This window comes from Curtobacterium sp. PhB128 (genome assembly GCF_004340725.1).
Taxonomy (GTDB): Bacteria; Actinomycetota; Actinomycetes; order Actinomycetales; family Microbacteriaceae; genus Curtobacterium.
The window spans coordinates 153,738-178,915 of the sequence record NZ_SLUR01000006.1 but is presented as its reverse complement, the minus strand read 5'-3'; the positions used below and the strand labels follow the sequence as shown (position 1 = coordinate 178,915).

Here is a 25,178-nt window from a genome sequence, read left to right as displayed (position 1 = left end):
CCGTGTTCTACCTGGACCGGGCGGCCACGACCCCCGTCCGCCGCGAGGTCCTCGAGGCGATGTGGCCGTACCTGACCGGGGTGTTCGGCAACCCGTCGTCGACGCACGGTGTCGGTGACGAGGCCGCGCGCGGGCTCGCCGCTGCACGGGCCACGGTCGCCGGCGTGCTCGGCTGTCGACCGGCCGAGGTCGTCTTCACCACGGGTGGGACCGAGGGTGCGAACACCGCGATCAAGGGGATCGCGCTCGCCGCCCCACGCGGACGACACGTCGTCACCAGTGCGATCGAGCACGAGGCCGTGCTCGAGAGCTGCGCGTACCTGGCACGCTTCCACGGCTTCGACGTCACGGTGCTGCCGGTCGCGTCGGACGGCTTGGTCGACCCGTCGGTGCTGCGTGCGGCGCTCCGGCCGGACACGACCCTCGTGTCGATCGCGCACGCCGACAACGAGATCGGCACCGTGCAGGACGTCCCGGCGCTCGCCGCCGAGGCCCACGCGGTCGGCGCGCGCTTCCACACCGACGCCGTGCAGTCCGCGCCGTGGCTGCCGGTCGGGCTCGACGTCCTGGGCGTCGACGCACTGTCGCTGTCCGGGCACAAGCTCGGGGCGCCGAAGGGGACCGGCGTGCTCGCGGTCCGGTCGGGGGTGCCCGTCGAACCGTTGCTGCACGGCGGGGGACAGGAGCGGGGCCGACGCTCCGGCACCGAGGACGTCGCCGGCGCGGTGGCGGTCGCGACGGCGCTCGGGTTGGTGGCTGCCGGCGGTGCTGCTGGCTCCGCCGCCGCGACGACCGTCCGTGACGCCGTGCTCGACGGGGTGCTCGCCGCCGTCCCCGGCGCGTTCGTGACCGGGTCGCGCGAGCACCGGCTGCCCGGGCACGCGTCGTTCTGCTTCCCCGGGGTCAACGGCGAGACCGTGCTGCTCGAGCTGGAACAGCGCGACGTCGTGTCCTCGTCCGGCAGCGCCTGCGCCGCGGGCAGCACCGAGGCGTCGCACGTGCTCACCGCGCTCGGGATCCCGGACGAGGTCGCCCGGACCGCGCTCCGACTCACCTTCGACGGTTCACTCGCCGCGGAGGACGTACCGGTCGTCGTCGGAGCGGTCGCGGACGCCGTGGCCACCGTCCGCGCACCCGGCTGACGTGTCGAACGCAGGGTGTACTAGACGTTCTACTCCATGAGTGGGGTCGTGTCCCCCCTTATGCGGACACGGAATCTGCGCCAGAGTGTCCACATGGCAAACGTGATGATGACCCGGACACGACGGGACGACCGCTTCCGAGCGGTGCAGCTCCTGCCCGCACCGGCGACCCTCGTCGCGCTCGCCCTGGCTGCGCAGCACGACCTCGGCACCGCCCCCCTCGGGCTGATCGCCGCCGTCGGAGCCCTCGCGACCGTCGGGAGCGCCCTGCTCCCCATGATCCGACCCGCCGCCGCTCGACGGTCGATGCCCGCACCGATCGAGACGGACCGGTACCGAGAGGACACCGAACACCCTTGAGGTCCGACACCGCCTGGCTCCTCCCGTGACCCGGCCGGTGCCCCAGACCGGATGCCGATACCCCTGATCGACATCCGGAGCGGGGCGCGACGTTCCCCCTGTCGTCGCGTCCCGCCACACACCGCGACCCGCCGTGGGCCGACGTCGACCCCCTGAACGACGTCAGTTCCCCTGCAGCCCACGGCGGGCTCCCGGTGTCTCCCGCTCCCGCTACCGTCGGAGCATGCCCTCGTACCGTGTGACCCTGGCGATCGGCGCGCTCGCCGCCGGCACCGCGCCCGACGCCGTCCTGCCCGCTGCGGCCCGGCTGGTCGCCGAGCACGCCGTGGTCGAGGCGCAGGACGTCCGCCTGCTGCGCGGTGTGCCGTGCGCGGTCGTCCGGTTCGAGTCCGACGACGACGCCACGGCAGCGGTCGTGCGCGACCGGGCCGTGCACGGCCTCCGCGACGTGGTCGAGATCCGCTCCGACGTCGTCACGCGTCGTGACGGTGCGCGGTGGATCCCGGTGGCGTGACGGCTGCGGCCGTCCTGCCCGGGGTGTGCGGCGCGCCCGGCCAGACGTAGTCGAGGTCGTCGGATGCGTCCGGGAACAGTACGCGGTAGTGCTCCGGCGCCTTCTGCACCAGCTTCGAGCGGTGTGACGCGTGCAGGGCCTCGTCGTCGTTCCACGGCGGGATCGGGACGTCGCCGCGCTCGTACGCCGCCAGGTCCTCCGGGACCCGCCCGAGGTCCAGCAGCGTCTTCTCCAGGCAGGTGTCCACGTGCCCGCGGTCGAGCCAGACGCGGCACGTCGCCTCCTGGTACGCCATCAGCGCCGGACGGTAGCCGCGCCACATCGCGGTGACCGGGTGGTGCTGCCAGCCGTACCCCGGCAGCGTCAGCGCCCGCATCACCTGCAGGGTCTCCACGCGCTGCTTGCCGAGACGTCGGTCGTCGAGGACCTCGGCAGAGGCCCGGAAGTCGGCGTACGGCAAGAACGTCTGCATGCCGCGGGACGGTACCCGCGGGGCCTGGCACCCGACACATGTCGTCACACGCGGACCGCCCCGGTGGCAGGCGTGTGAGCATCGACCGCATGAGTGGAGAACTGGTCGTCGGCGTCAGCGGTAGCCCTTCGGACCCCTCGAGGACGTCCACCCTGGTCGCGGCCACGGTGGCGCGCCTCGGGCAGGAGATCGAGGGTGCCCGCACCGAGACCATCGAGATCGGCCCGCTCCTGGCCGACCTCGGTGCCGCGTCGTCGCGCGAGGCGATGTCCGAGCGCACCCGGGCGGCACTCGAGACCGTCGAGGCCGCCGACGTGCTCGTCGTCGGCAGCCCGGCGTTCCGCGCCGCCTACTCCGGCGCGTTCAAGCTGTTCTTCGACTGGATCGGGCAGTACGACCTCGTCGACACCCCGGTCCTGCTGACCGCGACGGGCGGCAGCGACCGTCACGCCCTGCTCGTCGAGCACCAGATGCGCCCGCTGTTCGGCTTCTTCCAGTCGACGACGCTGCCGATCGGGGTGTTCGGCAACGAGCGCGACTTCACCAAGCGCGAAGGTGGCTACGACATCGGCAACGTCGACCTCGAACTCCGCATCGACCAGGCCGTGCGCCGGGCGATCCCGATCATCCGCGGGGGCTTCGCCACGGCCGGCCTGGCCGACGTGCGGCGCCCCGCGGACTTCTGACCCGGCGCCGCCGCCCTTCCGCGCGTTCCTGGTCGAATCGGGCGTACCTGGTCTGGAGTTCTCACCAGGTACGCCCGATTCGACCTCGCATCGCAGATGTCGTGGGAAAGAACGCGCTACGGAGCGGGGACGGTGACCGTCTCGCCCGACGCCGCCGACCGGCGCGCGGCGTCGAGCACCTCGACCACGTGCACCGCGTCGTCGACGGGCACCGGCACCGGACCGAGCCCCCGGACGGCCCGCGCGAACCGCTCGTAGTAGTCCGTGTAGGAGCTCTGTGCCGACGGGACGTCGACCGTGCCGGACTCCGTCGTGAGGGTCCCGGACGAAGGCTCGACTCCCCAGGTCGACCGGTCGTCGGCAGGTGACGCACCCGCCACGGCTGCCTGTGCCTGCACGTCGGTGCTCGTGGCCCCGTACGTCCCGTCGACACCGTCGAGGCGGAGCTGCCGTGCACCCAGCCACCCGGCCTTGTTCGACGTCAGGACGGACTCGACACCGGACACGTGCGTCGCTGCGAGCGTGAAGCCGGCGTCGATCTGGCCGTCCTGGTCACGGCCGAGCGAGCGGGCATCGCGAACGTCGAGCGTGCAGGACACCCGGGCGATCGGTCCGAACAACGACACGGCCTGGTCGACCAGGCGCGAGCCGATGTCGGAGAGCACGCCGCCGCCGATGCCGGTCGCGATGCCGTGCCGCTCGACCATGTCGAAGCGGGACCAGAAGCGCAGTGGCGTCCCGACCCGTCCGGCGTCCAGCACGCTCCTGAGGGTCGTGAGGTCGGTGTCCCAGCGGCGGTTGTGGAAGGGCGTGATCACGACGCCGGCGTCGGCCGCGGCCTGCCGGATCTCGCGGGCGGTGGCCGGGTCCGGGGCGAACGGCTTGTCCGCGACGACGGAGACCCCGGCGGCGATCGCCTGCAGGACGAGTTCGCGGCGGGTGGACGGGGGAGTGGTGACGACGACGGCGTCGACGCCTGCGGCGATCAGGTCACCGAGGGAGTCGTGCACGGTGACGCCGGGTAGGTCGGTCGCGAGCTGCTCGCGCTTGGCGGCCGAGCGGGCGACGACGCCGACGAGGTCGATGCCTGCCGCGTCCAGCAGGAACGGGCGGTGGAACGCCCGCCCTCCGATGCCGTAGCCGACGAGTCCGATGCGCACTTTGTCCATACATATGAACCTAGCGCGTCCAGCCCGCGTTGGGAACGTTCCAACGAGGCGGACGGGAGGCCCGCGGGGGCCCCGCCACGGGCCTCCCGTCCGCCTTTTGCGCGCGTGTCGGGCGCGACGTGCGCGCGTGTCGGGCGCGACGTGCGCGCGTGACGGGCGCGACGTGCGCGACGTGCGCGACGTGCGCAACCGCCAGGTTCCACGACTTGCCGTCCGCGTGACGCCGAGGTTCCACTCCGGGGCGGCAGCGGCGCCGAGGTTCCGAGATCTCGGAACCTCGGCGGGGCGAGAACCGCCCGTGCGGCGTGACGGGTGTCAGGCGATGAGGGACGCGACGTGTGCGACCGCCAGGCGGTAGCCGTCTGCGCCCGCGCCGGCGATGACCGCGGTCGCAGCGGTGGCGACGTGGTCGACGTGTCGGAAGGGCTCGCGCTTCCACGTGTTCGACAGGTGCACCTCGACGACGGGGACGGACAGCGCCTCGACCGCGTCGTGCAGCGCGACCGAGGTGTGTGCGTAGGCCGCGGGGTTGATCACGACCGCGGCGAAGTCGTCGAGGGCCTCGTGCAGCCACTCGACCAGTTCGCCCTCGCGGTTCGTCTGGCGGAAGTCCGCGTCCAGTTCGTGCACGGCCGCCTCGGTGTGCACGATCGCCTCGAGCTCGGCGAGCGTCACGGTGCCGTACTGCTCCGGGTCGCGCCGCCCGAGGATGTCGAGGTTCGGTCCGTTGAGGACGAGGATGCGCGCCTGGTCGGTCATGGGGCGAGCCTAGCGATCGCGGGCCACGGGGTACCGCCGGCAGACACATGCCTCGGCTATGTGAACGGTCACAATTCGGTGTAACGTCTCCGTCCGGGTCGGCGGAGTTGTCGACTGCAACACACTGACGTGGAGATGTTGAATGGTTCTCGCTGCAGCGAACGAAGGGATCCGGCTCGACTTGGGCTGGGTCGACTACCTGATGGTCATCGTGTACTTCGCGGTCGTCATCGGGATCGGGTTCACCGCCCGCAAACAGGTCCGGACGAGCATGGACTTCTTCCTGTCCGGGCGCTCGATGCCGGCGTGGATCACGGGCCTGGCCTTCGTGTCCGCGAACCTCGGTGCGACCGAGATCCTCGGCATGGCCGCCAACGGTGCCCAGATCGGCATGGCGACCCTGCACTACTACCTGGTCGGCGCGGTGCCGGCCATGGTGTTCCTCGGGCTCGTGATGATGCCCTTCTACTACGGCTCCAAGGTCCGGTCGGTGCCGGAGTTCATGCTCCGCCGGTTCGGCAAGGCCCCGCACCTGGTGAACTCGATCGCGTTCGCGGTGTCGAACGTGCTCATCGCGGGCATCAACCTCTACGCCATGGCCATCGTCATCGAGGCGATGCTCGGCTGGCCGGAGTGGCTGGCCATCGTCGTGTCCGCCGGCTTCGTGCTCGTCTACATCACCCTCGGCGGGCTCTCCAGCGCGATCTACAACGAGGTCATGCAGTTCTTCGTGATCATCGCCGGGCTCATCCCGCTGACGATCGTCGGTCTGCACCGCGTCGGCGGCTGGGACGGACTGTCGTCTGCCATCGTGAAGACCCAGGGCGTGCAGCACCTGCAGGCGTGGGCTGGCACCGGCTTCGGTGACGTGACCAACCCGATCGGCGCCAACTGGCTCGCGATCGTGCTCGGCCTGGGCTTCGTCCTCGGCTTCGGGTACTGGACCACCAACTTCACCGAGGTGCAGCGCGCGTTCTCGGCGAAGAACATGTCCGCTGCGCGCCGCACGCCGCTCATCGCCGCGATCCCGAAGCTGTTCATCCCGGCCATCGTCGTGATCCCCGGTCTCATCGCCGCGGCGGTCGTCGGCAACCAGTTCGCCGACGGCTCGCTCACCTACAACGACGCGATCCCGAAGCTCATCCAGATGTACCTGCCGACCGGTGTCCTCGGCGTCGCGGTGACCGGCCTGCTCGCGTCTTTCATGGCCGGCATGGCGGCCAACGTCTCGTCGTTCAACACCGTCTTCACGTACGACATCTGGCAGCGCTACATCAAGCCGAACATGCCGGACATCCACTACCTGAAGACCGGTCGCTGGGTCACCGTCGTCGGCGTCCTGGTGGGCATCGCGACCGCGTTCATCGCGGCCCAGGCGTCGAACATCATGACGTACATGCAGACGCTGTTCTCGTTCTTCAACGCGCCGCTGTTCGCCGTCTTCATCCTCGGTCTGCTCTGGAAGCGGATGACCACGCAGGGTGCGCTCTGGGGCTACGTGCTCGGCATCGTCACGCCGACGATCACCTGGATCGCGTACCTCGTGAACCCGGACCTGTTCGCCACGGCGACCGCAGAGACCCTGTACGGCGCGATCATCTCGTTCGTGACCGTCCTGATCGTCGGGTTCATCGTCTCGATGTTCACCACGCCCAAGGACGAGAAGGAGCTCGGCGGTCTGGTCTACGGCATCGGCAAGATCGACCTGCACGGCGACTCCGTCGCGACCGACACCGCCTGGTACCGCTCGCCCGCACTGCTCGGCACCGTCGCACTGATCCTGTGCGTCGTCCTGTACCTGCCGTTCCTCTGATCCGCGAAGGAGATCACCGACCATGAGTGACACCACCACCCCCGGCGCGCTGACCGAGGAGCAGAAGGCCGCCCTCGTCCGTTCGACCCGTCGTCTCGACCTGCGCCGCATCCTCGGCGGCCTGTTCGTGCTCTACGGCGTCATCGTGACGATCGTCGGCATCGTCCACTGGGACACCGACCCCGAGAAGACCGGCGGCATCCACATCAACCTGTGGGTCGGACTGTCGATGCTCGTCGGCGGCCTGCTGTTCTTCCTCTGGGACCGCCTGAACCCGGTGCCGGCCGAGGACATCATCGGCCAGGCCGAGGCCGAGGCCGACCAGAAGGCTGCCGGCGAGGGCCGCGCGTCCGCCTGACCTCGGGCGCGCGCCACTGAGCCGACTCGGAACGACGAAGCCGCTGTCGCACGACAGCGGCTTCGTCGTTCCGAGTCGATGAACGCGGGCGGTTGACGCCCTCGCGGAGCGGCAGTAGTATTGATATGTCGATCGGGTGCTGCTCGGTCGAAAGTGATCCCCGGATGTCCTGCAGCCAGCGCGGGCCCGGGGATTTGCGTTTTCCCGGCGGTGCCACAAGCGCGTCACGACACGATGAGGGCGCTCGACAGGTCGTGGGGTGCAGGCATCGCCGCGACATGGCCGCCGCACGCTACGTCGGCCAGCGCGAGGAGCGGTTCATCAGACGGAGAAGCGTGCTCGAACCGGAGCTCCTTGCCGATGCCCCGGTCTCGCAGAGCGTCGAACATCGCTCTGTCGTCGGCATCGCGAGCCGGCCCCCGAGTCTCGAGGATCACCTGGTGGACCTGTCGGAGTTCGAGCTCGTGCGCGAGTCGTTCGATGCAGCGCCGTCGTCGGCGTTCGGTACGTGCCACCGCGCCGTCGTAGCGCACGACCAGGACCGAGACGGCGTGTCGGAGGAGGTCGAGCCACGAGAGTCGCTGACCGGGGAGGGCTTCGTACCAGTGCAGCTTCCGCATCCGCCGCGGTGTCGCCGCCCGGACGTCCGCGCGTGCCGCTTCGCAGGCGGACGCCGTGATGACCACGGCCGCCATGACGTACGTCGTGTGATCGCGTCCGCCGCCCGGCTCCGATTCGTCGACGTACGCGTGCATCGAACCAGCATATTGCGTATCAGTCCGCACCGCGACGGAACGGTTGCGCATCGCCGCGCCACGGGCCAGGTTGAGCGTGACGAAAGGAACCTCCCCATGGACACGATGGTCTTCATCAACCTGCCCGTCACCGACCTCGACCGTTCGACGGCGTTCTACGAAGCCCTCGGCTACTCGATCAACCCGATGTTCACCGACGACACCGCTGCGTGCATCGTCATCAGCGACACGATCTACGTCATGGCGCTCACCCACGCGAAGTTCGCCGACTTCACCGACAAGACGATCGCCGACGCCGGCACCGTCGAGGTCATCAACTCGCTCACCGCCGGGTCGAAGGACGAGGTGCACCGCATCGTCGACGCCGCCGTCGCGGCCGGCGGGAGCGAGGACCGCGCGCCGATGGACCTCGGCTTCATGTTCCAGCGGAGCTTCACCGACCCGGACGGTCACCGGTGGGAGTACGTGTGGATGGACCCGCAGGCCGCCCAGGACGGCCCGCCGGCCGAGTGACCACACGGCCGGCAACGACGGTGTCGGCGGCGCACGCGAGGATGGTGCGATGAGCACCGAGCCCGCAGCCACCGAGCCCGCAGCCACCGAGCCCGCGCCCCACTCCGACCTGGTGATCGGCGACGACGGACTCGCCCGGCCGGTGTGGGCATCGACGGACGAGCTGCTCCGCGACTACTACGACACCGAGTGGGGCATGCCGGTGCGGGACGAGCGCGGCGTGTTCGAGCGGCTGTCACTCGAGGCGTTCCAGTCCGGCCTGTCGTGGCGCACGATCCTGGCGAAGCGTCCGGCGTTCCGTGCGGCGTTCGCGGACTTCGACCCCGACACCGTCGCGGGCTTCGGCGAGGACGACGTCGCTCGGCTGATGGCCGACGCCGGCATCGTCCGGAACCGGGCGAAGATCCTCGCGACCATCACGAACGCGAACGCGACGGTCGCCCTGCGGCAGGACGGCGGGTTGTCCGACTTCGTCTGGTCGTTCCGTCCGGCGACGACGCCCGAACCGGAGTCGTACGCCCAGGTCCCGACGACCTCCGACGAGTCCGTCGCACTGTCGAAGGCACTGCGGAAGCGCGGCTTCGCGTTCGTCGGTCCGACCACGATGCACGCCCTGATGGAGGCGCTCGGCATCGTCGACACGCACCTGCTCGGCAGCCACCGGCGCGGGACCTCGGGCGTCTGGAACTGACCAGGACGCCGACCCCACCGGCAGCGAGGGCACCGGGCTAGGGTCGCGGCATGAGCACCGACCAGCCGAACCCGCGCGTGCGTCCTGTCCACCCGGTCGACGCCGACGTCGTCGACGTGCCCGTCGACGTGCCGGCCCCCACGCCGGACACGGCCGGGGACGCGGCGACGGAGCCGGAGCCTGGCCACGACCCCGCCGAGGTCCGGATCGCCTTCCTGCTCTTCCCGGACCTGACGCAGCTCGACTTCACCGGTCCGGCGCAGGCGCTCTCCCGGGTGCCCGGCGCACGCGTCGAGTACGTGGCGGCGACGCTCGACCCGGTGCCGACCGACTGCGGGTTCGCGCTGGTCCCGACGACGACCATCGCCGACGCGGGTCCGGCGGACGTCCTCGTGGTCCCCGGCGGTGACGGCGCCTTCGACGCGATGCTCGACCCCGAGCTCATCGGGTTCGTCCGGCGCGAGGCCGAGCGCGCCACGTGGGTGACCTCGGTCTGCACGGGTGCGTTCGTCCTCGGTGCCGCGGGACTCCTCGCCGGCAAGCGTGCGACGACCCACTGGGCGTCGAAGCCGATGCTCGAGGCGTTCGGTGCGCAACCGGTCGACGAGCGGATCGTCGACGACGGTGCCGTCGTCACGGCGGCCGGCGTCAGTGCAGGCATCGACATGGCGCTGTGGCTGGCGGCCGAGCTCGCGGGGCGGGCAGCGGCCGAGGCGATCCAGCTGCAGATCGAGTACGACCCGCAGCCGCCGTTCGACGCGGGCTCCGCGGAGCGCGCCGACGCCGTCGTGGTCGCCCGCGCACGGGCTGCGGCCGAGGCAGCGCGCGGGGACCGGGTCACCCGCGCAGCGGCTGCCGTCCTGCCGTGACGACACAGCTACCGTGACGAAGCACCTGCCGCGACGACGCGGCAGGGCCTTCAGACCAGCGGCTTCTGCATCTGCGTCGCCGTGACCTCGTACCCGAGCGAGGCGTACAGGTCCTGCGCGCCGGTGTTGTAGCCGAACACGTTGAGCCCGATGCTCGTCGCCCCGTGCTCCGCTGCAGCCCGCTGGCCGAGCTCGAGTGCGCGGCGCGCGTGCCCGCGACGACGGTGCGGTTCGTCGATCTCGACGTCGAACACCCACCAGTCGGTCCCGCCCGGAGCGAACGGCCCGATCCAGAGGTACCCGACGGCCGTGCCGTCCTGGTCGAGGACGTCCCACACCAGGTGTCCGTCAGCCGGGGACCCGCCCGGGAACCACTGGTCGAGCGACTTCTGCTTGTTCGCCTCGGCCTGTTCGCGGGTCTCACCCGCCTGCATCCGCGACGCCACGTACTCGGCCATGGTCCGGTCGAGCCAGGCCGGGAGGCGCGTGGCCGGCATCTCCTGCAGGCGCGTGTCCGTCATCGGTTGCCCTTCGAACCCCGGCTCGGCTTGCCGCGCATCTTCCCGCGGCCGGGGGTGGGGCCCTTGCCGGTGTTCGACTTCTTGCCGCTGCCGGACTTGCCGCTGCCGGGCGACTTCGCCTTCGCCTTGCCGCCGGCGCCTCCGGCACCCGCTCCGCCCTTGGCCGACCCGCCCTTGCCCGATCCGCTGCCGGCCTTCGAGCCAGCTTGCGTCGCACGCAGGGCCTCTTCGACGTCGCGATCGGTGCCGGTCGGCTGGTTCCGCGAACTGTTGGCAGTGCGTCCGCGCACCACGCCGATGAACTCCTCGGTGGTTTCGGTGGCGTCCTCGTCACGCCAGACCAGCGCGATCTGCGTGCCGGGGGCGCCGAAGAGCGGGCGCGCGACGAGGTCCTTGCGGCTCGCCGCGCGGAAGAGCGACTGGGGGAGCACGACCACGCCGACGTTCGCCTCGACCAGGTCGAGCGCGGCGGCGATGTCGGCCGGCACCGGACCGGCGTCGACGACGTGCACCTCGGCGTCGGCGAGGTCCACCTCGGCCAGGTCGGCGAGGGGAGAGTCCTTCGGCATCGCGACCACGGCCGTCTCGGTCCAGAGCGGGATGGCGTTGTGCTGGTCGGAGACGGGCATGCGTGCGAAGACCATGTCGACCTCGCCGGCGAGCGTGTCGTCGACGTCGTCGGACCCGATCGGCCGCAGCCGCAGCTCGATCGAGGGGTGTCGATCCCGCCAGACACGGGCCCACTTGGCCGGGGAGACCCCGGGCACGAATGCGATGGTGAGTGCCGCGGTCATGCAGACGAGCATAGGGGCCGTACTCTAGGGGGCATGGCGCAGGAACAGACCATGAAGCCCGAAACGGCTGCGAAGAAGCTCGGCATCTTGCTGGCGGCCGCTCCGGAGTCCTTCCAGGGCGCTCCCGTCACACGGACCGCCTTCGACGAGCTCCGGACCGAACCCCCGACGTGGCTCGAGGACCTCCGACGCGACGGCCCGCACCCGCGACCCGTCGTGGCGCAGAAGCTCGGCATCTCGATCTCGGGGCTGACCCGTGCGGGGATCGACGACGCGCTCACCACGGCGGAGATCAAGACGCTGCTCGAGCAGAAGCCCGAGTGGCTCGTCCGTGAGCGCGAGACGCAGGCCGCCGTGCACGTCGAGAACGCCCGTGTGAAGCAGGAGCGCGCCGCCAAGGCCGCTGCCCGCGCCGAGGACTGACCCGCCCGGCACCGCGCCGCCGCAGCTGAGGACCCGCCGTGCACGAGACCGTCGCCGACGCCATGCTCGTCGTGCCGCAGTTCGCGTCAGTGTGCTGCATCGTCGGGGACCGCTACCGACCGCGCCCCGGCGTGATCGTGCCGGCCGCGGTGATGCTCGTCGCGATGCTCATGCCCGTCGTGCACGCGGGCGCGGTGTGGACGCTGTTCGCGGCGACGCTCCTGCTGTTGCTCGCACCGCTGCCGGTGATGCGCCGACGCCGTGCCGACGGCCGCCGCGCCGAGCCGATGGACGTGCACCGCGCGCTGTCGGCGGTCGTGATGGCCGGCATGCTCCTGATGGGCCACGCGACCGGCGTCGCCGACGGGCACGCGGGACACGGCATCGCGTTGTCCGCGGTGCTCGGTGCCGGCGTGATCGGCTACTGCGCGTTCAGCGGGTGGCTCCTGCGGTACGAGTGGGCGCAGGAGGACCGCCGGGCTGTGCGCAGCGGCGAGGTCTTCGCGATGACGGTCGCCGTCGTCGGCATGACCCTCGCGATGTAGCGCTCGAGCGTCGTCGGGGTCAGTCGGTCGTGGCCGACGAGTCGCCCGAGTGCGTGACACGGTCCTTCGCTGCGCGGAGGGTGTCCTTCGGCACCGGCGGCACGCCCCGTCGGATGCCTCGGAGTCCGACGACGAACAGGACGGCGGTGACGACGGCGAACACCACGAACGTGATCCCCGTCGCGGCCCAGATCGGCAGTGCCAGGGCCAGGAGCGCCACCACGAGGCCGGCCAGCAGCACGAGTGTGGTCAGTGCGAAGGCCACTGCGGCGCCGGTGAGCACCAGCCCGGTCTTCGCGCCGTTCGCCCGTTCGCTGATCTCCCGCCGAGCCGAGGCCACCTCGTCACGGACGGCGCGCAGCACGGGTTCCAGCGCCTTCTGCACCAGGCCGGCGGTGACGGTGTCGCGGAAGGACGGCTTGCTGCTCGTCGTGGTGTCGTCGTGGTCCGTGGTGCTCATGGGTCTCCTGTCCGGGGCGCGGTGATCGCGTCCACCTGCTGTGACGCGTCCGGTCCGATGATCGTCACGTCGGCGGCGGCCTGTTCGGTCGCTTCCCAGCTTGCGGAGCCGCCGGTGGCGGTGGGCGCGACCGCCGGGAGGCCCGCCCCGCGTCGACGACGCAGGACGGGCCTCCCGGGGTGGTCGGGCCGAGTGCCCTACTCGGCGATCTCCTCGAGGTCGTCGATGCCACGGGCCGCCGCCGCTGCGCGGCGCGCGCGCATCGACGGGGCCGCGAGCGCGGCGAGCACGGCGAGGACCGCCACGCCGGTGCACGCCCAGAACCCGATGGTGAAGGCGTCGTCCGTCGGCAGACCCTGCGGGGTGCTGTGCGAGGTGATGAGCGCCGCGATGACCGCGGTGCCGACGCTCGAGCCGATCGTACGGACGACGGTGTTGGCGCTGATGGCCTCGCCGGTCTGGTTCGCGGGGACGCTCTCGATGATGGCGTTCGAGCACGCGGCGAGGGCCAGGCCGATGCCGATGCCGGTCAGGATGCCGGAGACGACGACCTGCCAGAGCTCACCGTGCGCGATCGCGGGCAGCAGGAACGCGGCGACGATGGCGATCCCGCCGAGCAGCATGGGCGGCTTCGGACCGACCTTGCGGACGAGGATGCCGGCGATCGGCCCGGCGACGATCATCATCAGGACGGTCGGCAGCAGGAAGAGGCCGGCCTGGGTGACGTCCTTGCCGAAGCCGTAGCCGAGTGCGCTCGGCAGCTGCAGCAGGGTCGGCACGAGCACGAAGGTGCCGAACATCGCGAAGCCGAAGACGAGCGCGACGACGTGGGCCGTCCAGACGCCGCGGACGGCGAACAGGCGGACGTCGATGAGCGGTTCGGCGACGCGGAGCTCGACCAGGACGAACGCGACCAGTGCCACGGCGCCGAGGACCAGCAGGCCGATGGTCTTGCCGTCACCCCAGCCCCAGGTCTCGCCCTCGCTGACGGCTAGCAGGATCGAGACGAGCGAGACGGCGAGGACGAACGTGCCGACCATGTCGAGACGGCCGGGCTTGCGGACCGGCGACTCCGGCATGCCGAAGATCGCGCCGAGCAGGGCGATGACGACGAGCACGGCGGGCAGCCAGAACAGCCAGTGCCACGACAGGTGCTCGACGATCGGGCCGGCGGCGACGATGCCGACGCCGGCGCCGATGCCGAAGATCGCGGAGAGCAGACCGATCGTGACGCTGACCTTCTCCTTCGGCAGCTCGTCGCGGACGATGCCGATCGACAGCGGCATCACCGCGCCGGCGGCGCCCTGCAGCGCACGGCCGACGATGAGGACGCCGAGGTTCGGTGCCAGCGCGGCGAGCACGGCACCGACGAGCAGGATCGACAGCACGACGATCAGGACCTTGCGCTTGCCGATCATGTCGCCGAGGCGGCCGAGGATCGGCGTGAGCACCGACGCGGAGAGCAGGTAGGCGGTGAGCACCCAGCTCGTCGCGCTCGTCGAGGCGCCGAGGTCCTGTCCGATGGTCGACAGCGCCGGGGCGACGAGCGACTGCAGGACCGCGAACGACAGACCGCCGAGGGACAGGTAGACGATGATCGCCGTGCTGTTCGGCCGGTGTCCGGCGGTGGTGGGGTGCGAGCCCGTGCGGGGGCTCTGCATGGTGTCGGTCATCGTGCTCCGTGTCTCGGGTGATGTAAACAATTGCTGACTTGACGAGGGTACGCAGTTCTCACGCGATGTCAACACTTGCTTACATCCCGGGCCCGGCCGGTACGCTTCGACCATGAGCAAGGACGCCGCCGCCACCCGACTGCTGCTCGTACGAGCGGCGCGGCACCGGTTCGCGTTCGACGGGTACAAGGCGACGACGGTGCGGGACATCGCCGCCGACGCCGGGGTCAACGTCGCGCTGATCAACCGCTACTTCGGGTCGAAGGAGGGGCTGTTCCGCGCCTGCCTCGACCGGGTGGTGCAGGACCTCGGGGCCGAGCAGCCCGTCGAGCGCGGCCTCGAGCGCGCGCTGGCCGGCCTGGTCTCGCACGTGGTTCGCGCGCCGACCGACGACGACTCCCTCCAGCTCATGCTGCTGCTCCGGTCCTCCGGCGACGACGGTGCCGACGCCATCCGCCGCGAGACCCTCCGCCGGTACGCGGAACGGCTCGCCACGGCCGTCGGCGGCGAGGTCACCGAGGAACTGCTCGTCCGGGCCGAGATCGCGCTGTCGGTGGTGCTCGGGATGACGATGCTCCGGCGGTCCACCGCGGTGGAGCCGCTCGCGTCGGCCGACGACGACGTCGTGGCCGGGGCACTCGACGACGCGCTCCGCGCCCTGCTCGCACCGTCGCGGTAGCGTCGAGCCGTGTCCGACCGACCAGCCCGCCGTCCCGACCCCGCCCCGCGCCTCGACGAGGTCGACGAGCGCATCCTCTGGACCCTGGCCGGCGACGCCCGGATCCCGAACAACCGGCTCGCCGCCGCGGTGGGCATCGCGCCGTCGACGTGCCTGACCCGGGTCCGGGCCCTCGAGGACGCCGGGGTGATCCGCGGCTACCGGGCCGAGGTCGACATCGCGCGCCTCGGCTTCTCGATCGAGGCGATGGTCTCCGTCCGGGTCCACGCTGCGGCCCGCCACGAACTCCGGGACTTCGCGAAGCGACTGCTCCGGGTGCCCGTCGTGCAGGACGTCTCGTTCCTGGCCGGCGACAAGGACTTCCTCGTGCACATCGCGTGCGAGTCGACCGAGCAGCTGCGGGACTTCGTCGCCGACGAGCTCAGCGGCGACCCGTCGGTGGCGACGACCCAGACGAACATCGTGTTCGAGCGGCTCGTCGCCGACCGGTCCACGCAGGGCCGCTCGTTCGACGAGCTCCGCCGCTGGCGCGCCTGACGAGCCCGCCCACGCAGACGCGCCTGACGAGCCGGTCCGGTCAGCGCTGCCGGGTCATCGGGACGTGCGGGATCCGGTCCTCGAGGTACTCGTCCCCGGAGCGCACGAACCCGAAGCGGGCGTACCACTGCTCGAGGTGCGACTGGGCGCCGAGGGCGATGCTCGCGGAGCGGGACTCGGCGATCGCGGCCTCGATCAGCCGCCCGGACAGGCCCTGCCCGCGGGCGTGCGCCGCCGTGACGACCCGGCCGATGCGCTCGGTGCCGTCGGGTTCGCGCAGGAGCCGGAGCGTGGCGTCCACCGAGCCCTGGCCCGCCCAGAACTGCACGGTGCCGGGCTCGAGGTCACGCCCGTCGATGTCGCCGTACGCGGCGCCCTGCTCGACGACGAAGACGTCCTGTCGCAGGCGGAGGATCTCGTGCAGCGTGACGATGTCCAGGTTGCGGGTCGGGGCGGAGAAGATCGAGACCACGGACGGCCTTTCCTGAGAATTTCTTCCAGAACGGGGTGCGTTCCGGAACGGACCGGCGTACATTGCCGGTCAACCAGTCTACGTGCGCAGCCGAGTTCAGGAGGTGAGCGCATGGACACGACGTCGCGCGCACCCTGGCTCGCGGTGCTCCGGATCGCCCTGCTGGGCGTCGGGACCCTCGCTGCCCTCGTGCTGCTGTCCCTGGCGTTCGGGGCCCGTCCGGCCTCGGCTGCCGAGGCCGCGTCCACTCCGCCCGCCCAGACGCAGCAGCGCGGGATCGTCAGCGGTGTGGTCGACGGGCTCGGCGAGACTGTGCACGACGTGTCCGGCGGTGTCGGACAGGTCGTCGGCGGCGTCGTGGACCCCGTCCGCGCAGCGGTTGCGCCAGCTCCGAAGCCGGCGCCGGCTCCGGCTCCGGCGCCGGCGCCGGCAGCCCCGAAGCCGGCCCCGGCACCCGCGGCAGCCCCGGCAGCGCCCGCGCCTGCGCCGGCTCCCGTCGCCCCCGCCCCAGCAGCTCCGGCTCCCGCAGCTCCGACCCCCGCCGCTCCGGCGACCGCGCCCGCGGTGCCGGCCACGACCGCCCCTGCGGCCGAGCCGGCCACGCACCCGGTGCAGGGCGTCGTCGAGCACGTGGGCACCGCCTCCCGGCCCGTCACCGACACCGTCGCGACGGCGCTGCGCCCCGTCACCGGGACCGTGCAGACGGTCACCGACGCGCGACCCGTGACCACGGTCGTCGACACGCTCGACCACGTGGTCGGCAGCGTCCCGGTGGTCGGCCCCGTCGTCGGTGACGACACCCTCGGCACGGTCACCGCTCCGGTCACCGGCCTGGTCGACGACACCCTCGGCGGTGTCGGCACGATCGTCGGACAGGTCCCCGACGTCGTCGCGGGCGTGGTCCCGTCGGTCGGTGGCGTCCTGCCAGGAGGCACGGATCCCGTCATCGACGTCCCCGCACCTCCGCTCGTCGTCGGCACCACCCCGTCCGGCGTGCCCGGTTCGGCTGTCCCGTCCGCGCGACCGCCGCAGGCTGCCGCCCCGGCGACGACCCCGTCCGCGCCCACGGTCGCGTCGACCGACGATCATGCCGCTCTCGGAACGAGCGTCGAGCGCCGTCCCGGTCTGGCCGTCCCGTCCACCTTCGTGACCGGACCGCTCGCCGGCCCCGTCGCTGGTGCCGTGCAGGACGCGACGCTGGGCGGCGTCGCCCTGCTCGTCCCCGAGCCGGGCGACGGCCACGGAGCGCCGTCCGACCGCCAGGGCGGCGCGGGCGTCCTCGGGGGCAGTGCCACCTCGACTCCCGGCGGCGTCGCAGCCGTCGGCATCGTCGGCTCGACCGACGACATCGTCTCCCTCGCCGCGGGGTCTCGCGGCACGCTCTCCGACGACGCGGTCCCCGCATCGGTCGTCGGCGAGCACGACGTCGCCCCTGACTGAGATCGGTGCGCCTGTCCGGCACGGCAGGCACGCACACACACCGACCGCGACCGCGGTCGGCCAACGATCTCGATCAGGGAGTACGACCATGAACAAGTACGTCTCGAGAGGGCTCTGGTTCGCCCTCTTCGTCGGCGGCCTCACGCTCGGAGGGGCGGCAGCGGCGAACGCTGCCACGACCTCCGGAGCGGACGGCGCCGTGTCCGGAACCCAGGTGGTTCCGTCGGTGGACGCTCCGGTGTCCCTCACCGGCAACGCCCTCGGGGTGCTCGGCGACGCGGTGTCGTCGGTGACCTCGCCCGCCGCGGCTCCTGCGGCTCCTGCAGCCCCAGCCGCCGCTCCTGCACCGGCTCCTGCTCCTGCTCCTGCGCCTGCACCGGCCCCAGCTCCCGCGCCGACGACCTCGGGCGCCGACGGCACGGCCTCCGGCACCCAGGTGGCGCCGGCTGTGACCGCCCCGGTCTCCGTCGGTGGCAACGCCGTCGCCGTCGGTGGCGACGCGGTGTCGGCCCCGGCTGCTGCTCCGGCTGCGCCTGCTCCGGCTGCTCCGGTTCCGGCTGCCGCCGCTGCTCCGACCACGTCCGGTTCGGACGGCACCGGCTCGGGGACCCAGGTCGCCGGCGACGTGACCGTCCCCGTCACGGTCGGTGGCAACGCGGTCGCCGTCGGCGGTGACGCGGTGTCGACCACGACGCCGCCCACACCGGCAGCATCCACCCCGGCAGCACCGGCCGAGCCCGCTGCTCCGGCACCGGTCACCTCGGGTGAGGACGGCACGGCCTCGGGGACGCAGGTCGCCCCGGTCGTGTCGATCCCGGTGACGGTGTCCGGCAACGGCATCGGGGTGCTCGGGGACGGCACCGCTGCGGGGTCCGGCCCGGCGGCGACGCCGGCACCGGCCGCTCCGGCCACGACCACGCCGAGCACGTCCGGCGACGACGGGCTGCTCTCCGGCACGCAGGTCGGCGGACTGGTCGACGTCCCGGTCACGATCGGCGGCAACGGCATCGGGCTGCTCGGTGACGGCACCTCGGCAGGCACGACGCCCGCCGCGGGCACCGGCACGACCGCCGGTCCGGCTCCGGCCGCCGGTGGCACGACGGACGGGGCGGACGGCACCGCCTCGGGCACCCAGGTGGCCCCGGTGGTCGCGGTCCCGATCACCATCGGCGGGAACGGCATCGGCGTCGTCGGCGACGGCACCAGCACCGGCGGGGCGACCCCGGCGGGCACCACCCCGAGCAGCACGACTCCGTCCGCCGGGGGTGCGACCTCCGGTGACGGTGACCTGCTCTCCGGCACCCAGGTGGTCCCGGTGATCAGCCTGCCGATCACCATCGGTGGGAACGGCATCGGCGTCGTCGGCGACGGTACCGCCACCACGCCGGGCACCGGCACGACGCCCGGCGACGGCACGGACCCGGGCACCGACCCCGGCACGGACCCGGGTACGGACCCGGGCACGACCCCGGGCGACGGCACAGACCCGGGCACGACCCCGGGCGACGGCACGGACCCGGGCACGACCCCCGGTGACGGGACGGACGCCGGCGACGGCACCGTGGCCGGAACCGTGACCACCCCGGCCGGTGCGACCGGCGCGGACGGGCCGACCCGGGCCTCCACGGCGGGTGTGGTGACCACCACGGTCGCCGCGACCAGCGGGATCCCGGCCGTCACTCGGACGCTGGCCGACACGGTGAGTGCCGCCGGTGACGGCGCGACCGCGCTCGCCTACACGGGAGCGACCTCGCCGATCGTCCCCGTCGGGTTCGCGCTCCTGCTGCTGCTCGCCGGGGCGGGCACGCTCGTGCTCCGTCGCCGGCACTCGGCGGTCGACACCGACGGGCCGCGCTGACAGCAGGTGACCGAGGGGCGTCGCACCGCCGGCGCCCCTCGTCACCGTGCCCGGAGTTGTCCGAACGGCCGGCCGGCACCACCATGAGGGGGTGCGCTCCGCCCTCGTCCGGCAGCCGGTGACGGCCGCCATCACGTTCCTCGTGGTCGCGACCGCGGTCTTCGGCATCGTCGTCCGGGTGCTGCACGGTGCCGACCCGGCCTCGTACGGGCCCTTCCGGATCTTCGCGGCGTCCACCGGCGCGGTCGCGTTGCTCACCACGATCGCCGGCGTCGTCGTCCTCGTCGGTGCCGCCGAGCGGCTGATGGGGTCGTGGCGGACCGCCCTGGCGTTCGTCGTCACCACGGTCGTCGGCACCGCGGCCGGCGCGCTCACCGCGTTCGTCGACACGGACGGCCGCGACCTCACCGGCCTGCTGCTCGGGCGGGCGACGGCCTTCGACCCCTGGACCGCGATCGTCGGCACGATCGTGACCGCGAGCGCGTTCGCCGGACCGCTCTGGCGACGGCGCATCCGGGTGAACGCGCTCGCCGTCGTGGCCGCGCTCCTGCTCTACGCCGGACACGCCTCCGACCTGTACGCGGTGCTCGCCGCCGGGACGGGATGGGTGCTCGGTGAGCTGCTCCGCCGCACCCCGGAGCGCGGCGGATGGGTGCGCAGCTCGCACCGCGAGACCCGGGTCCTGCTCGGGACGGTCGTGCTGGTGTCGGCGATCGGCCCCGTGGTGGCGCTCGTCTCCCGCGCACGGATCGGACTGCTCGCGCCGATCGCCGCGGTGCTCGGCACCGGGCCGGTCACTCCCGTGAGCGGCTGCGGCACCGACGGGGCCGCTGGGCAGTGCCTCCGCGCGCTGCTCGCGTACCGCGCGACCGACCCGTGGACGCTGCTGCTCGCCATCGCGCCGTTGCTCGTCCTCGTGGTGGGCGGCCTCGGGCTCTTCCGGGGCAGCCGGTTCGCCGTCTGGCTCGTGGTGGCGGTCGACGTGGTGACGGCGGTCGCGGCCGCGGTGACCTACGGGGTGCTGCCGGCGCGGGCCGGTGGGCTGCAGGGCACCGCCGACGAGTTCGTCACGGCGCTGTCGGTCGGTGCGTCGATCGTGGTGCCGCTCGCGACCGCGGCCGTCCTCGTGCTCCGGCGCCGGTCGTTCACGGTGCTGCCCTCACGGCGGCGTGTGGTCGCCTTCGCGGTGACCGTCGTCGCTGCGGTCGCCGTCGTGGTCGGCACGGTCGCGGTGTTCGCGGCGTCGGCCCCGGAACACGTCGAGGACCCGCTCCGGCTCGCCGTCGCCGCCCTCGGCCCCCTCTCGCCCCTGACCTTCTGGGAGCAACTGCCCTCGCTCGGCACGGCGCTCCGCATCGTGATCGGACTCGCCGGACCCGTGCTCTGGTTCGTCGTCGCGCTCGCCGCGGTCCGGCCCACCGGCGCAGTGGAACCCGACACCGACGCGGACGGCTCCCGGTCCGACCGCGAACGGGCCCGGGCGCTGGTGCTCGCGGGCGGCGGCGACACCTTCGGGTGGATGACGACCTGGCGCGGCAACGCCTACTGGTTCGCGGCCGACGGGCGCGCCGGGGTGGCGTTCCGGCGCAACGGTGGGGTGGCCGTCACCGTGGGTGGCCCGTTCGGCTACCCGGACGCCCGCGCCGCGGCGATGACGGACTTCGCCCGGTACTGCGACGACAACGGGTGGACGACGGTCTTCTACGGCATCGACGCCGGGACGGCCGAGCTGCTCACGACGCAGGGCTGGTCGACGTTGCCGGTCGCCGAGGACGCCGACCTCGACCCCCGCACGTGGACGACGACGGGCAAGCGCAAGCAGGACGTCCGCACCGCCGTGAACCGGGCCCGCCGCGAGGGCATCACCGCCACCTGGTCGTCCTGGCAGGACCTGCCGCCGTCGACGGCACGGCAGATCGAGGCGATCTCGGAGGAGTGGGTCTCTGAGCGCGAGCTCCCCGAGATGGGCTTCACGCTCGGCGGGGTGGACGAGATGCGCGACCCCGCCGTCCGGACGCTCGTCGCGCAGGACGCCACCGGGCGGGTGCTCGCCGTGACGAGCTGGTTGCCGAGCCACCGCGAGGGGCGGGTCGTCGGCTGGACCCTCGACGTCATGCGCCGGACCGAGGCCGCGCCGAACGGCGTGATGGAGTTCCTCGTCGCGAGCGCCGCCGAACGGATGCGCGACGACGGCGTCGAACGACTCAGCCTGTCGGCGGCACCGCTCGCGCAGGCGGGCGAGAACGCTGCACCGAGCGACGGCGTGCAGAGCCTGCTCGAGCTCGTCGGGGGAGTCCTCGAACCGGTCTACGGCTTCCGGTCGCTGCTCCGGTTCAAGCAGAAGTTCGGCCCCGACCTGCACCCGCTCGTCCTCGCCTACCCCGACCCGGTCGCGCTGCCGTCGATCGGCCTCGCGGTCGTCCGGGCGTACCTGCCGGACCTGTCCCTGCGGCAGGCGGTCGCGCTCGCGCGCGGACGCGGCTGAGGCGGCACGGTCGACGGGCCGGTGCGGTGGACGCGACCGGGCGGCGGACGGGAGGCGCGGTGCGGGCCCGCCCCGGGCCTCCCGGTCGTGCGCCGCGTCGCCCCGTTACGTGCCCCGCTCCGGCCCGACGCGTCGGTCACCGGTCTGGGGTATCGTTCCGACTACGCAAGCGCTCCGGGGTCGGTGCAATTCCGAACCGGTGGTGACAGTCCACGAACTGATGACGGGTGCGAACCCGGCAGAGGTTGACTCGGTGTAACTCCGGGACCGACGGTGAGAGTCCGGATGGGAGGCGCGCTGGCGGACGAGACGACCCACCCTGCGTGGGACGACCCGTCCGTCGATGCCGACGATCGTCGAACACCCCCGGAGTCCCGTTGAGAGGACACCAGTGTTCACCGGCATCATCGAGGAACTCGGCACCGTCACCGCCGTCGAGCAGCACGGCGACTCCGTCGCGCTCACCGTCCGCGGGCCGATCGTGGTCGCGGACGCCAGCCACGGCGACTCCATCGCCACCAGCGGCGTCTGCCTGACCGTGGTCGAGCAGACCCCCGACTCCTTCACCGCGTTCGTCATGAAGCAGACGCTCGACATGAGCGCGCACGGAGCGTTGCGGGTGGGCGACCGCCTGAACCTCGAGCGCGCGGCGTCGGTCGGTGACCGGCTCGGCGGCCACATCGTGCAGGGCCACATCGACGGCACCGCCACCGTGCTCGAGACCGCGGACGGCGACGGCTGGCGCCGGGTGCGGTTCTCGCTCGCGCCGGCGCTCAGCCCGCTCGTCGTCGACAAGGGGTCGATCGCGCTCGACGGCGTCTCGCTCACCGTCAGCGCCGTCTCGCCCGAGGACACCGCGCCGGACGCCGCCTGGTTCGAGGTCAGCCTGATCCCGGAGACGCTCGAGGCCACGACCCTCGGCCTGCGCGTGCCGGGGGACCGGGTGAACGTGGAGACCGACGTGCTCGCGCGGCACGTGCGCCGGATGCTGCGGCTCGACGCCGCGGTCGGTTCGGTCGACGCCGCGGGCTCGCTCGAGACCGCGGGCTCGCTCGAGCCCGTCGGTTCGTTCGAGCACGTCGGATCGGAGGCCCGGTGATGGTCGCCTCGGTCCCGCAGACGCTCGGTTCGTCGAGCATCGAGGCCGCGATCGCGTCGGTCGCGGCCGGCCGCCCGGTGATCGTCGTCGACGACGAGGACCGCGAGAACGAGGGCGACGTCATCCTGTCCGCCGAGCTCGCGACGCCGGAGTGGATCGCCTGGACCGTGGCGCACTCGTCGGGGTTCATCTGCGCGCCCGTGAGCGCCGAGATCGCCGACGCCCTCGACCTGCCGCCGATGGTCCAGCACAACGAGGACGTCCGCGGCACCGCGTACACCGTCACGGTCGACGCAGCCGTCGGGGTCACCACGGGCATCAGCGCCCACGATCGTGCACGCACGCTGCGGGTCCTCGCCGACCCGACCTCCGTGCGCGACGACCTGCACCGCCCCGGCCACGTCGTCCCCCTGCGGGCACGACCGGGCGGGGTCCGCGAACGTGCGGGACACACCGAAGCCGCGATCGAGCTCGTCACCGCAGCCGGGCTCCGGCCCGCCGCGGCGATCTGCGAGATCGTCGACGAGGACGGCAGCATGATGCGGCTGCCGGCGCTCGTCGAACTCGGGGCGCGCGAGGGCGTGCCCGTCATCACCATCGCCGCGCTCGTCGAGTGGCTGGACGCGGCAGACCGGACAACGGCAGCAGCTGCCCTGTCCACGGAAGGAACAGCACGATGAGCGGAGCAGGCGCGGCGGACCGCGACCACGTCGACGGCACCGGGATCCGGGTGGCCATCGTCGCCGGGCAGTGGCACGACACGATCGCGGCGGGCCTCCTCGCCGGGGCGCAGCGCGAGGTCGAACGGCTCGGCGCCACCGCGTCGGTGTTCCCGGTCCCGGGGAGCTTCGAGCTGCCCGTCGTCGCGAAGACCGCCCTCGAGGCCGGGTTCGACGCCGCGGTCGCGCTCGGCGTGATCATCCGGGGCGGCACCCCGCACTTCGAGTACGTGTCCGACGCCGCCACGAGTGGGCTCACCCGCGTGGCGATCGACACCGGCAAGCCCGTCGGGTTCGGCGTGCTGACCCTGGACGACGAGCAGCAGGGCATCGACCGGGCCGGGCTGCCCGGCTCGAAGGAGGACAAGGGCGCCGAGGCCGTGCACGCCGCCGTCGCGACCGCGGTGACGCTGCGCTCGCTGCGCGTGCTCGCCTAGCGCGGCTGGTTCACACGGCGCCCGCACGCGGAACGGCCCCGCACCTCGAGAGGTGCGGGGCCGTTCTGCGTCGGCGGAATGGTTACCGCTTGCCGAACACGTGGATCGGCAGGAAGAAGGAGAGGGTCATCAGGATGAGGCCACCCATGAAGATGAACGCCTGGCCTGAGTCGACCTGGAACGCGAACCCGAACAGGTACATCGACACCAGCAGCAGCAGGATCGAGAAAACAGCGGCGATGACGCGGCCCACGGGATACCTCCGGGTGTCGACGAGTGGAACGTCGCCAAGTCTATCCCCAGGAACGGGGATGGTCGTTCACGCGCCGGGCTTCGTCGCGATCAGACGGTCCACGACGGCGAGGAGCGCCTCCATGTCGACGGTGCTGCGCTTCGGTCGACCGTCGCTCGCGGCACCGAGGGAGGCCTGGTGGTACAGGCCGTCGCCGAGGAGCTTGACCGCCTGGGCGGTGGGCTCGTCGTGGAGGGCGTCGACGAGGGTCACGAGCCACGCGTTCTCGGTGTCGTCGAGGGTCCGGCCCGCTTCTTCGTAGCCGGCCTGCTGCAGGCGGCTCGCGGCGAGGAGCGCGAGGTCGAGCTCGCTGCCGACGAACAGGCAGTTTCGGACGAAGTAGCGGGCGGCACCGTCCTCGGCCTCGGCCATGCGCTCGACGTCGATCGCGGACAGGTCGGAGAGTCGCTCGCACAGCCCCTCGACCAGGGCCGCCTTGGAGCCGAAGTGGTACAGCAGCCCGCCCTTGGAGACACCGGCGCGGGCGGCGACGGCGTCGAGCGTCGCGGGACGTTCGCCGTCTTCGCACACGATGGCGACGAAGCTGTCGAGGACGCGGTCGCGGGCACTGGCCATGGGCACGAGTCTAGGAGGAGTTGTGCACGAGCAGGTGCAGGCGTCGCGGGCCGTCCCGCGACGCCTG

General features: G+C 72.4%; 28 protein-coding genes, 1 tRNA gene, 1 pseudogene and 1 riboswitch. Of the genes and pseudogenes, 19 read left to right on the top strand and 11 right to left on the bottom strand.

Annotated elements, in window-relative coordinates; all coding sequences use genetic code 11:
* Nucleotides 1-2: 2 nt before the first annotated feature.
* From EDF23_RS12245 to EDF23_RS19255, 3 genes are all read left to right on the top strand, one after another.
* On the top strand, nucleotides 3-1,142 hold the full coding sequence (locus tag EDF23_RS12245; protein WP_131921777.1) for a cysteine desulfurase family protein: 1,140 nt from the start codon (nucleotides 3-5) through the stop codon (nucleotides 1,140-1,142).
* Nucleotides 1,143-1,235: 93 nt separating this feature from the next.
* Nucleotides 1,236-1,502, top strand: a complete 267-nt coding sequence (locus EDF23_RS12240; protein WP_131921776.1) for a hypothetical protein — start codon at nucleotides 1,236-1,238, stop codon at nucleotides 1,500-1,502.
* Nucleotides 1,503-1,824: 322 nt separating this feature from the next.
* Nucleotides 1,825-1,906 (top strand) — tRNA-Ser (locus tag EDF23_RS19255).
* 69 nt (nucleotides 1,907-1,975) lie between these two features.
* Here EDF23_RS19255 and EDF23_RS12230 read toward each other — a convergent pair.
* Nucleotides 1,976-2,488, bottom strand: a complete 513-nt coding sequence (locus tag EDF23_RS12230; RefSeq protein ID WP_243648907.1) for an MSMEG_6728 family protein — start codon at nucleotides 2,486-2,488, stop codon at nucleotides 1,976-1,978.
* An 89-nt stretch (nucleotides 2,489-2,577) separates the two neighbouring features.
* Here EDF23_RS12230 and EDF23_RS12225 point away from each other — a divergent pair, with 89 nt between their 5' ends.
* Nucleotides 2,578-3,174, top strand: a complete 597-nt coding sequence (locus EDF23_RS12225; RefSeq protein ID WP_165901113.1) for an NAD(P)H-dependent oxidoreductase — start codon at nucleotides 2,578-2,580, stop codon at nucleotides 3,172-3,174.
* Nucleotides 3,175-3,290: 116 nt separating this feature from the next.
* Here EDF23_RS12225 and EDF23_RS12220 read toward each other — a convergent pair whose 3' ends face one another.
* Together EDF23_RS12220 and aroQ are read right to left on the bottom strand one after the other, a co-directional pair.
* The gene (locus EDF23_RS12220) at nucleotides 3,291-4,343 is read right to left on the bottom strand and encodes a Gfo/Idh/MocA family oxidoreductase (protein ID WP_131921774.1); all 1,053 of its coding nucleotides are present in this window, start codon (nucleotides 4,341-4,343) and stop codon (nucleotides 3,291-3,293) included.
* Nucleotides 4,344-4,658: 315 nt separating this feature from the next.
* Nucleotides 4,659-5,102, bottom strand: a complete 444-nt coding sequence (gene aroQ / locus EDF23_RS12215) for a type II 3-dehydroquinate dehydratase (RefSeq protein ID WP_123313893.1) — start codon at nucleotides 5,100-5,102, stop codon at nucleotides 4,659-4,661.
* A gap of 142 nt (nucleotides 5,103-5,244) precedes the next feature.
* On the opposite strand from aroQ, the gene EDF23_RS12210 reads away from it, so the two are divergent.
* Nucleotides 5,245-6,915, top strand: coding sequence for a sodium:solute symporter family protein (locus EDF23_RS12210; protein WP_123292052.1), 1,671 nt, complete (start codon nucleotides 5,245-5,247; stop codon nucleotides 6,913-6,915).
* A gap of 22 nt (nucleotides 6,916-6,937) precedes the next feature.
* On the top strand, nucleotides 6,938-7,273 hold the full coding sequence (locus EDF23_RS12205) for a hypothetical protein (protein WP_111084327.1): 336 nt from the start codon (nucleotides 6,938-6,940) through the stop codon (nucleotides 7,271-7,273).
* Nucleotides 7,274-7,497: 224 nt separating this feature from the next.
* On the opposite strand, the gene EDF23_RS12200 is transcribed toward EDF23_RS12205, so the two are convergent.
* Nucleotides 7,498-8,028, bottom strand: a complete 531-nt coding sequence (locus EDF23_RS12200) for a DUF3800 domain-containing protein (RefSeq protein ID WP_131921773.1) — start codon at nucleotides 8,026-8,028, stop codon at nucleotides 7,498-7,500.
* Nucleotides 8,029-8,124: 96 nt separating this feature from the next.
* Between EDF23_RS12200 and EDF23_RS12195 the strand changes: the two genes are divergently transcribed.
* From EDF23_RS12195 to EDF23_RS12185, 3 genes are read left to right on the top strand one after another with little or no spacing between them, the layout of a single operon-like run.
* On the top strand, nucleotides 8,125-8,541 hold the full coding sequence (locus tag EDF23_RS12195; RefSeq protein ID WP_131921772.1) for a VOC family protein: 417 nt from the start codon (nucleotides 8,125-8,127) through the stop codon (nucleotides 8,539-8,541).
* A 49-nt stretch (nucleotides 8,542-8,590) separates the two neighbouring features.
* Nucleotides 8,591-9,232 carry a DNA-3-methyladenine glycosylase I gene (locus EDF23_RS12190; protein ID WP_131921771.1) on the top strand — a complete coding sequence of 214 codons (642 nt, stop codon included), beginning with the start codon at nucleotides 8,591-8,593 and terminating at the stop codon, nucleotides 9,230-9,232.
* A gap of 50 nt (nucleotides 9,233-9,282) precedes the next feature.
* The gene (locus tag EDF23_RS12185) at nucleotides 9,283-10,101 is read left to right on the top strand and encodes a DJ-1/PfpI family protein (RefSeq protein WP_131921770.1); all 819 of its coding nucleotides are present in this window, start codon (nucleotides 9,283-9,285) and stop codon (nucleotides 10,099-10,101) included.
* A 50-nt stretch (nucleotides 10,102-10,151) separates the two neighbouring features.
* Here the strand turns inward: EDF23_RS12185 and EDF23_RS12180 are convergent, their stop codons facing one another.
* Entirely contained in the window at nucleotides 10,152-10,622 is a 471-nt protein-coding gene (locus EDF23_RS12180) for a GNAT family N-acetyltransferase (protein WP_123292057.1), read from the bottom strand.
* A complete protein-coding gene (locus tag EDF23_RS12175; protein ID WP_165901112.1) occupies nucleotides 10,619-11,416 on the bottom strand; it encodes a LysR family transcriptional regulator substrate-binding protein in 798 nt (265 codons plus the stop codon). The genes EDF23_RS12180 and EDF23_RS12175 overlap by 4 nt, the downstream gene beginning before the upstream one ends.
* A gap of 33 nt (nucleotides 11,417-11,449) precedes the next feature.
* Here EDF23_RS12175 and EDF23_RS12170 point away from each other — a divergent pair, with 33 nt between their 5' ends.
* Nucleotides 11,450-11,839, top strand: coding sequence for a DUF5997 family protein (locus EDF23_RS12170; RefSeq protein WP_123292059.1), 390 nt, complete (start codon nucleotides 11,450-11,452; stop codon nucleotides 11,837-11,839).
* A 38-nt stretch (nucleotides 11,840-11,877) separates the two neighbouring features.
* Entirely contained in the window at nucleotides 11,878-12,384 is a 507-nt protein-coding gene (locus EDF23_RS12165; RefSeq protein WP_123292060.1) for a hypothetical protein, read from the top strand.
* A gap of 19 nt (nucleotides 12,385-12,403) precedes the next feature.
* Here EDF23_RS12165 and EDF23_RS12160 read toward each other — a convergent pair whose 3' ends face one another.
* Together EDF23_RS12160 and EDF23_RS12155 are read right to left on the bottom strand one after the other, a co-directional pair.
* Complete coding sequence (locus tag EDF23_RS12160) at nucleotides 12,404-12,844, bottom strand: phage holin family protein (RefSeq protein WP_131921768.1); 441 nt, start codon at nucleotides 12,842-12,844, stop codon at nucleotides 12,404-12,406.
* Between the two features lie 197 nt (nucleotides 12,845-13,041).
* Complete coding sequence (locus tag EDF23_RS12155; protein ID WP_111084317.1) at nucleotides 13,042-14,517, bottom strand: MFS transporter; 1,476 nt, start codon at nucleotides 14,515-14,517, stop codon at nucleotides 13,042-13,044.
* A 112-nt stretch (nucleotides 14,518-14,629) separates the two neighbouring features.
* Between EDF23_RS12155 and EDF23_RS19740 the strand changes: the two genes are divergently transcribed.
* Together EDF23_RS19740 and EDF23_RS12145 are read left to right on the top strand one after the other, a co-directional pair.
* Nucleotides 14,630-15,196, top strand: a complete 567-nt coding sequence (locus EDF23_RS19740; protein WP_132100035.1) for a TetR/AcrR family transcriptional regulator — start codon at nucleotides 14,630-14,632, stop codon at nucleotides 15,194-15,196.
* A 9-nt stretch (nucleotides 15,197-15,205) separates the two neighbouring features.
* Nucleotides 15,206-15,733, top strand: a complete 528-nt coding sequence (locus EDF23_RS12145; RefSeq protein ID WP_123292064.1) for an Lrp/AsnC family transcriptional regulator — start codon at nucleotides 15,206-15,208, stop codon at nucleotides 15,731-15,733.
* A 40-nt stretch (nucleotides 15,734-15,773) separates the two neighbouring features.
* Here EDF23_RS12145 and EDF23_RS12140 read toward each other — a convergent pair whose 3' ends face one another.
* Nucleotides 15,774-16,205: a GNAT family N-acetyltransferase gene (locus EDF23_RS12140; protein ID WP_123292065.1), complete on the bottom strand. Its 432-nt coding sequence runs from the start codon at nucleotides 16,203-16,205 to the stop codon at nucleotides 15,774-15,776.
* A 111-nt stretch (nucleotides 16,206-16,316) separates the two neighbouring features.
* On the opposite strand from EDF23_RS12140, the gene EDF23_RS19735 reads away from it, so the two are divergent.
* From EDF23_RS19735 to ribH, 6 genes and pseudogenes are all read left to right on the top strand, one after another.
* Nucleotides 16,317-17,645 carry a hypothetical protein gene (locus EDF23_RS19735; RefSeq protein ID WP_165901104.1) on the top strand — a complete coding sequence of 443 codons (1,329 nt, stop codon included), beginning with the start codon at nucleotides 16,317-16,319 and terminating at the stop codon, nucleotides 17,643-17,645.
* An 88-nt stretch (nucleotides 17,646-17,733) separates the two neighbouring features.
* A complete protein-coding gene (locus EDF23_RS19495; RefSeq protein WP_207895486.1) occupies nucleotides 17,734-19,503 on the top strand; it encodes a hypothetical protein in 1,770 nt (589 codons plus the stop codon).
* A gap of 91 nt (nucleotides 19,504-19,594) precedes the next feature.
* Complete coding sequence (locus EDF23_RS12125; RefSeq protein ID WP_131921767.1) at nucleotides 19,595-21,988, top strand: DUF2156 domain-containing protein; 2,394 nt, start codon at nucleotides 19,595-19,597, stop codon at nucleotides 21,986-21,988.
* Nucleotides 21,989-22,154: 166 nt separating this feature from the next.
* Nucleotides 22,155-22,289, top strand: a riboswitch (FMN riboswitch).
* A gap of 90 nt (nucleotides 22,290-22,379) precedes the next feature.
* Nucleotides 22,380-23,087: a riboflavin synthase gene (locus EDF23_RS12120; RefSeq protein WP_131921766.1), complete on the top strand. Its 708-nt coding sequence runs from the start codon at nucleotides 22,380-22,382 to the stop codon at nucleotides 23,085-23,087.
* A pseudogene (ribB, locus tag EDF23_RS12115) lies at nucleotides 23,087-23,710 on the top strand (3,4-dihydroxy-2-butanone-4-phosphate synthase); the annotation flags it as partial. The gene EDF23_RS12120 and the pseudogene ribB, both read left to right, overlap by 1 nt.
* Before the next feature lie 53 nt (nucleotides 23,711-23,763).
* Nucleotides 23,764-24,243 carry a 6,7-dimethyl-8-ribityllumazine synthase gene (gene ribH, locus EDF23_RS12110; RefSeq protein WP_123292070.1) on the top strand — a complete coding sequence of 160 codons (480 nt, stop codon included), beginning with the start codon at nucleotides 23,764-23,766 and terminating at the stop codon, nucleotides 24,241-24,243.
* A gap of 82 nt (nucleotides 24,244-24,325) precedes the next feature.
* Here the strand turns inward: ribH and EDF23_RS19240 are convergent, their stop codons facing one another.
* A complete protein-coding gene (locus EDF23_RS19240; RefSeq protein WP_159574085.1) occupies nucleotides 24,326-24,496 on the bottom strand; it encodes a hypothetical protein in 171 nt (56 codons plus the stop codon).
* A 66-nt stretch (nucleotides 24,497-24,562) separates the two neighbouring features.
* Nucleotides 24,563-25,111 (bottom strand): TetR/AcrR family transcriptional regulator, encoded by a 549-nt coding sequence (locus EDF23_RS12105; protein WP_123292071.1) that lies wholly within the window; start codon nucleotides 25,109-25,111, stop codon nucleotides 24,563-24,565.
* Nucleotides 25,112-25,178 lie beyond the last annotated feature (67 nt).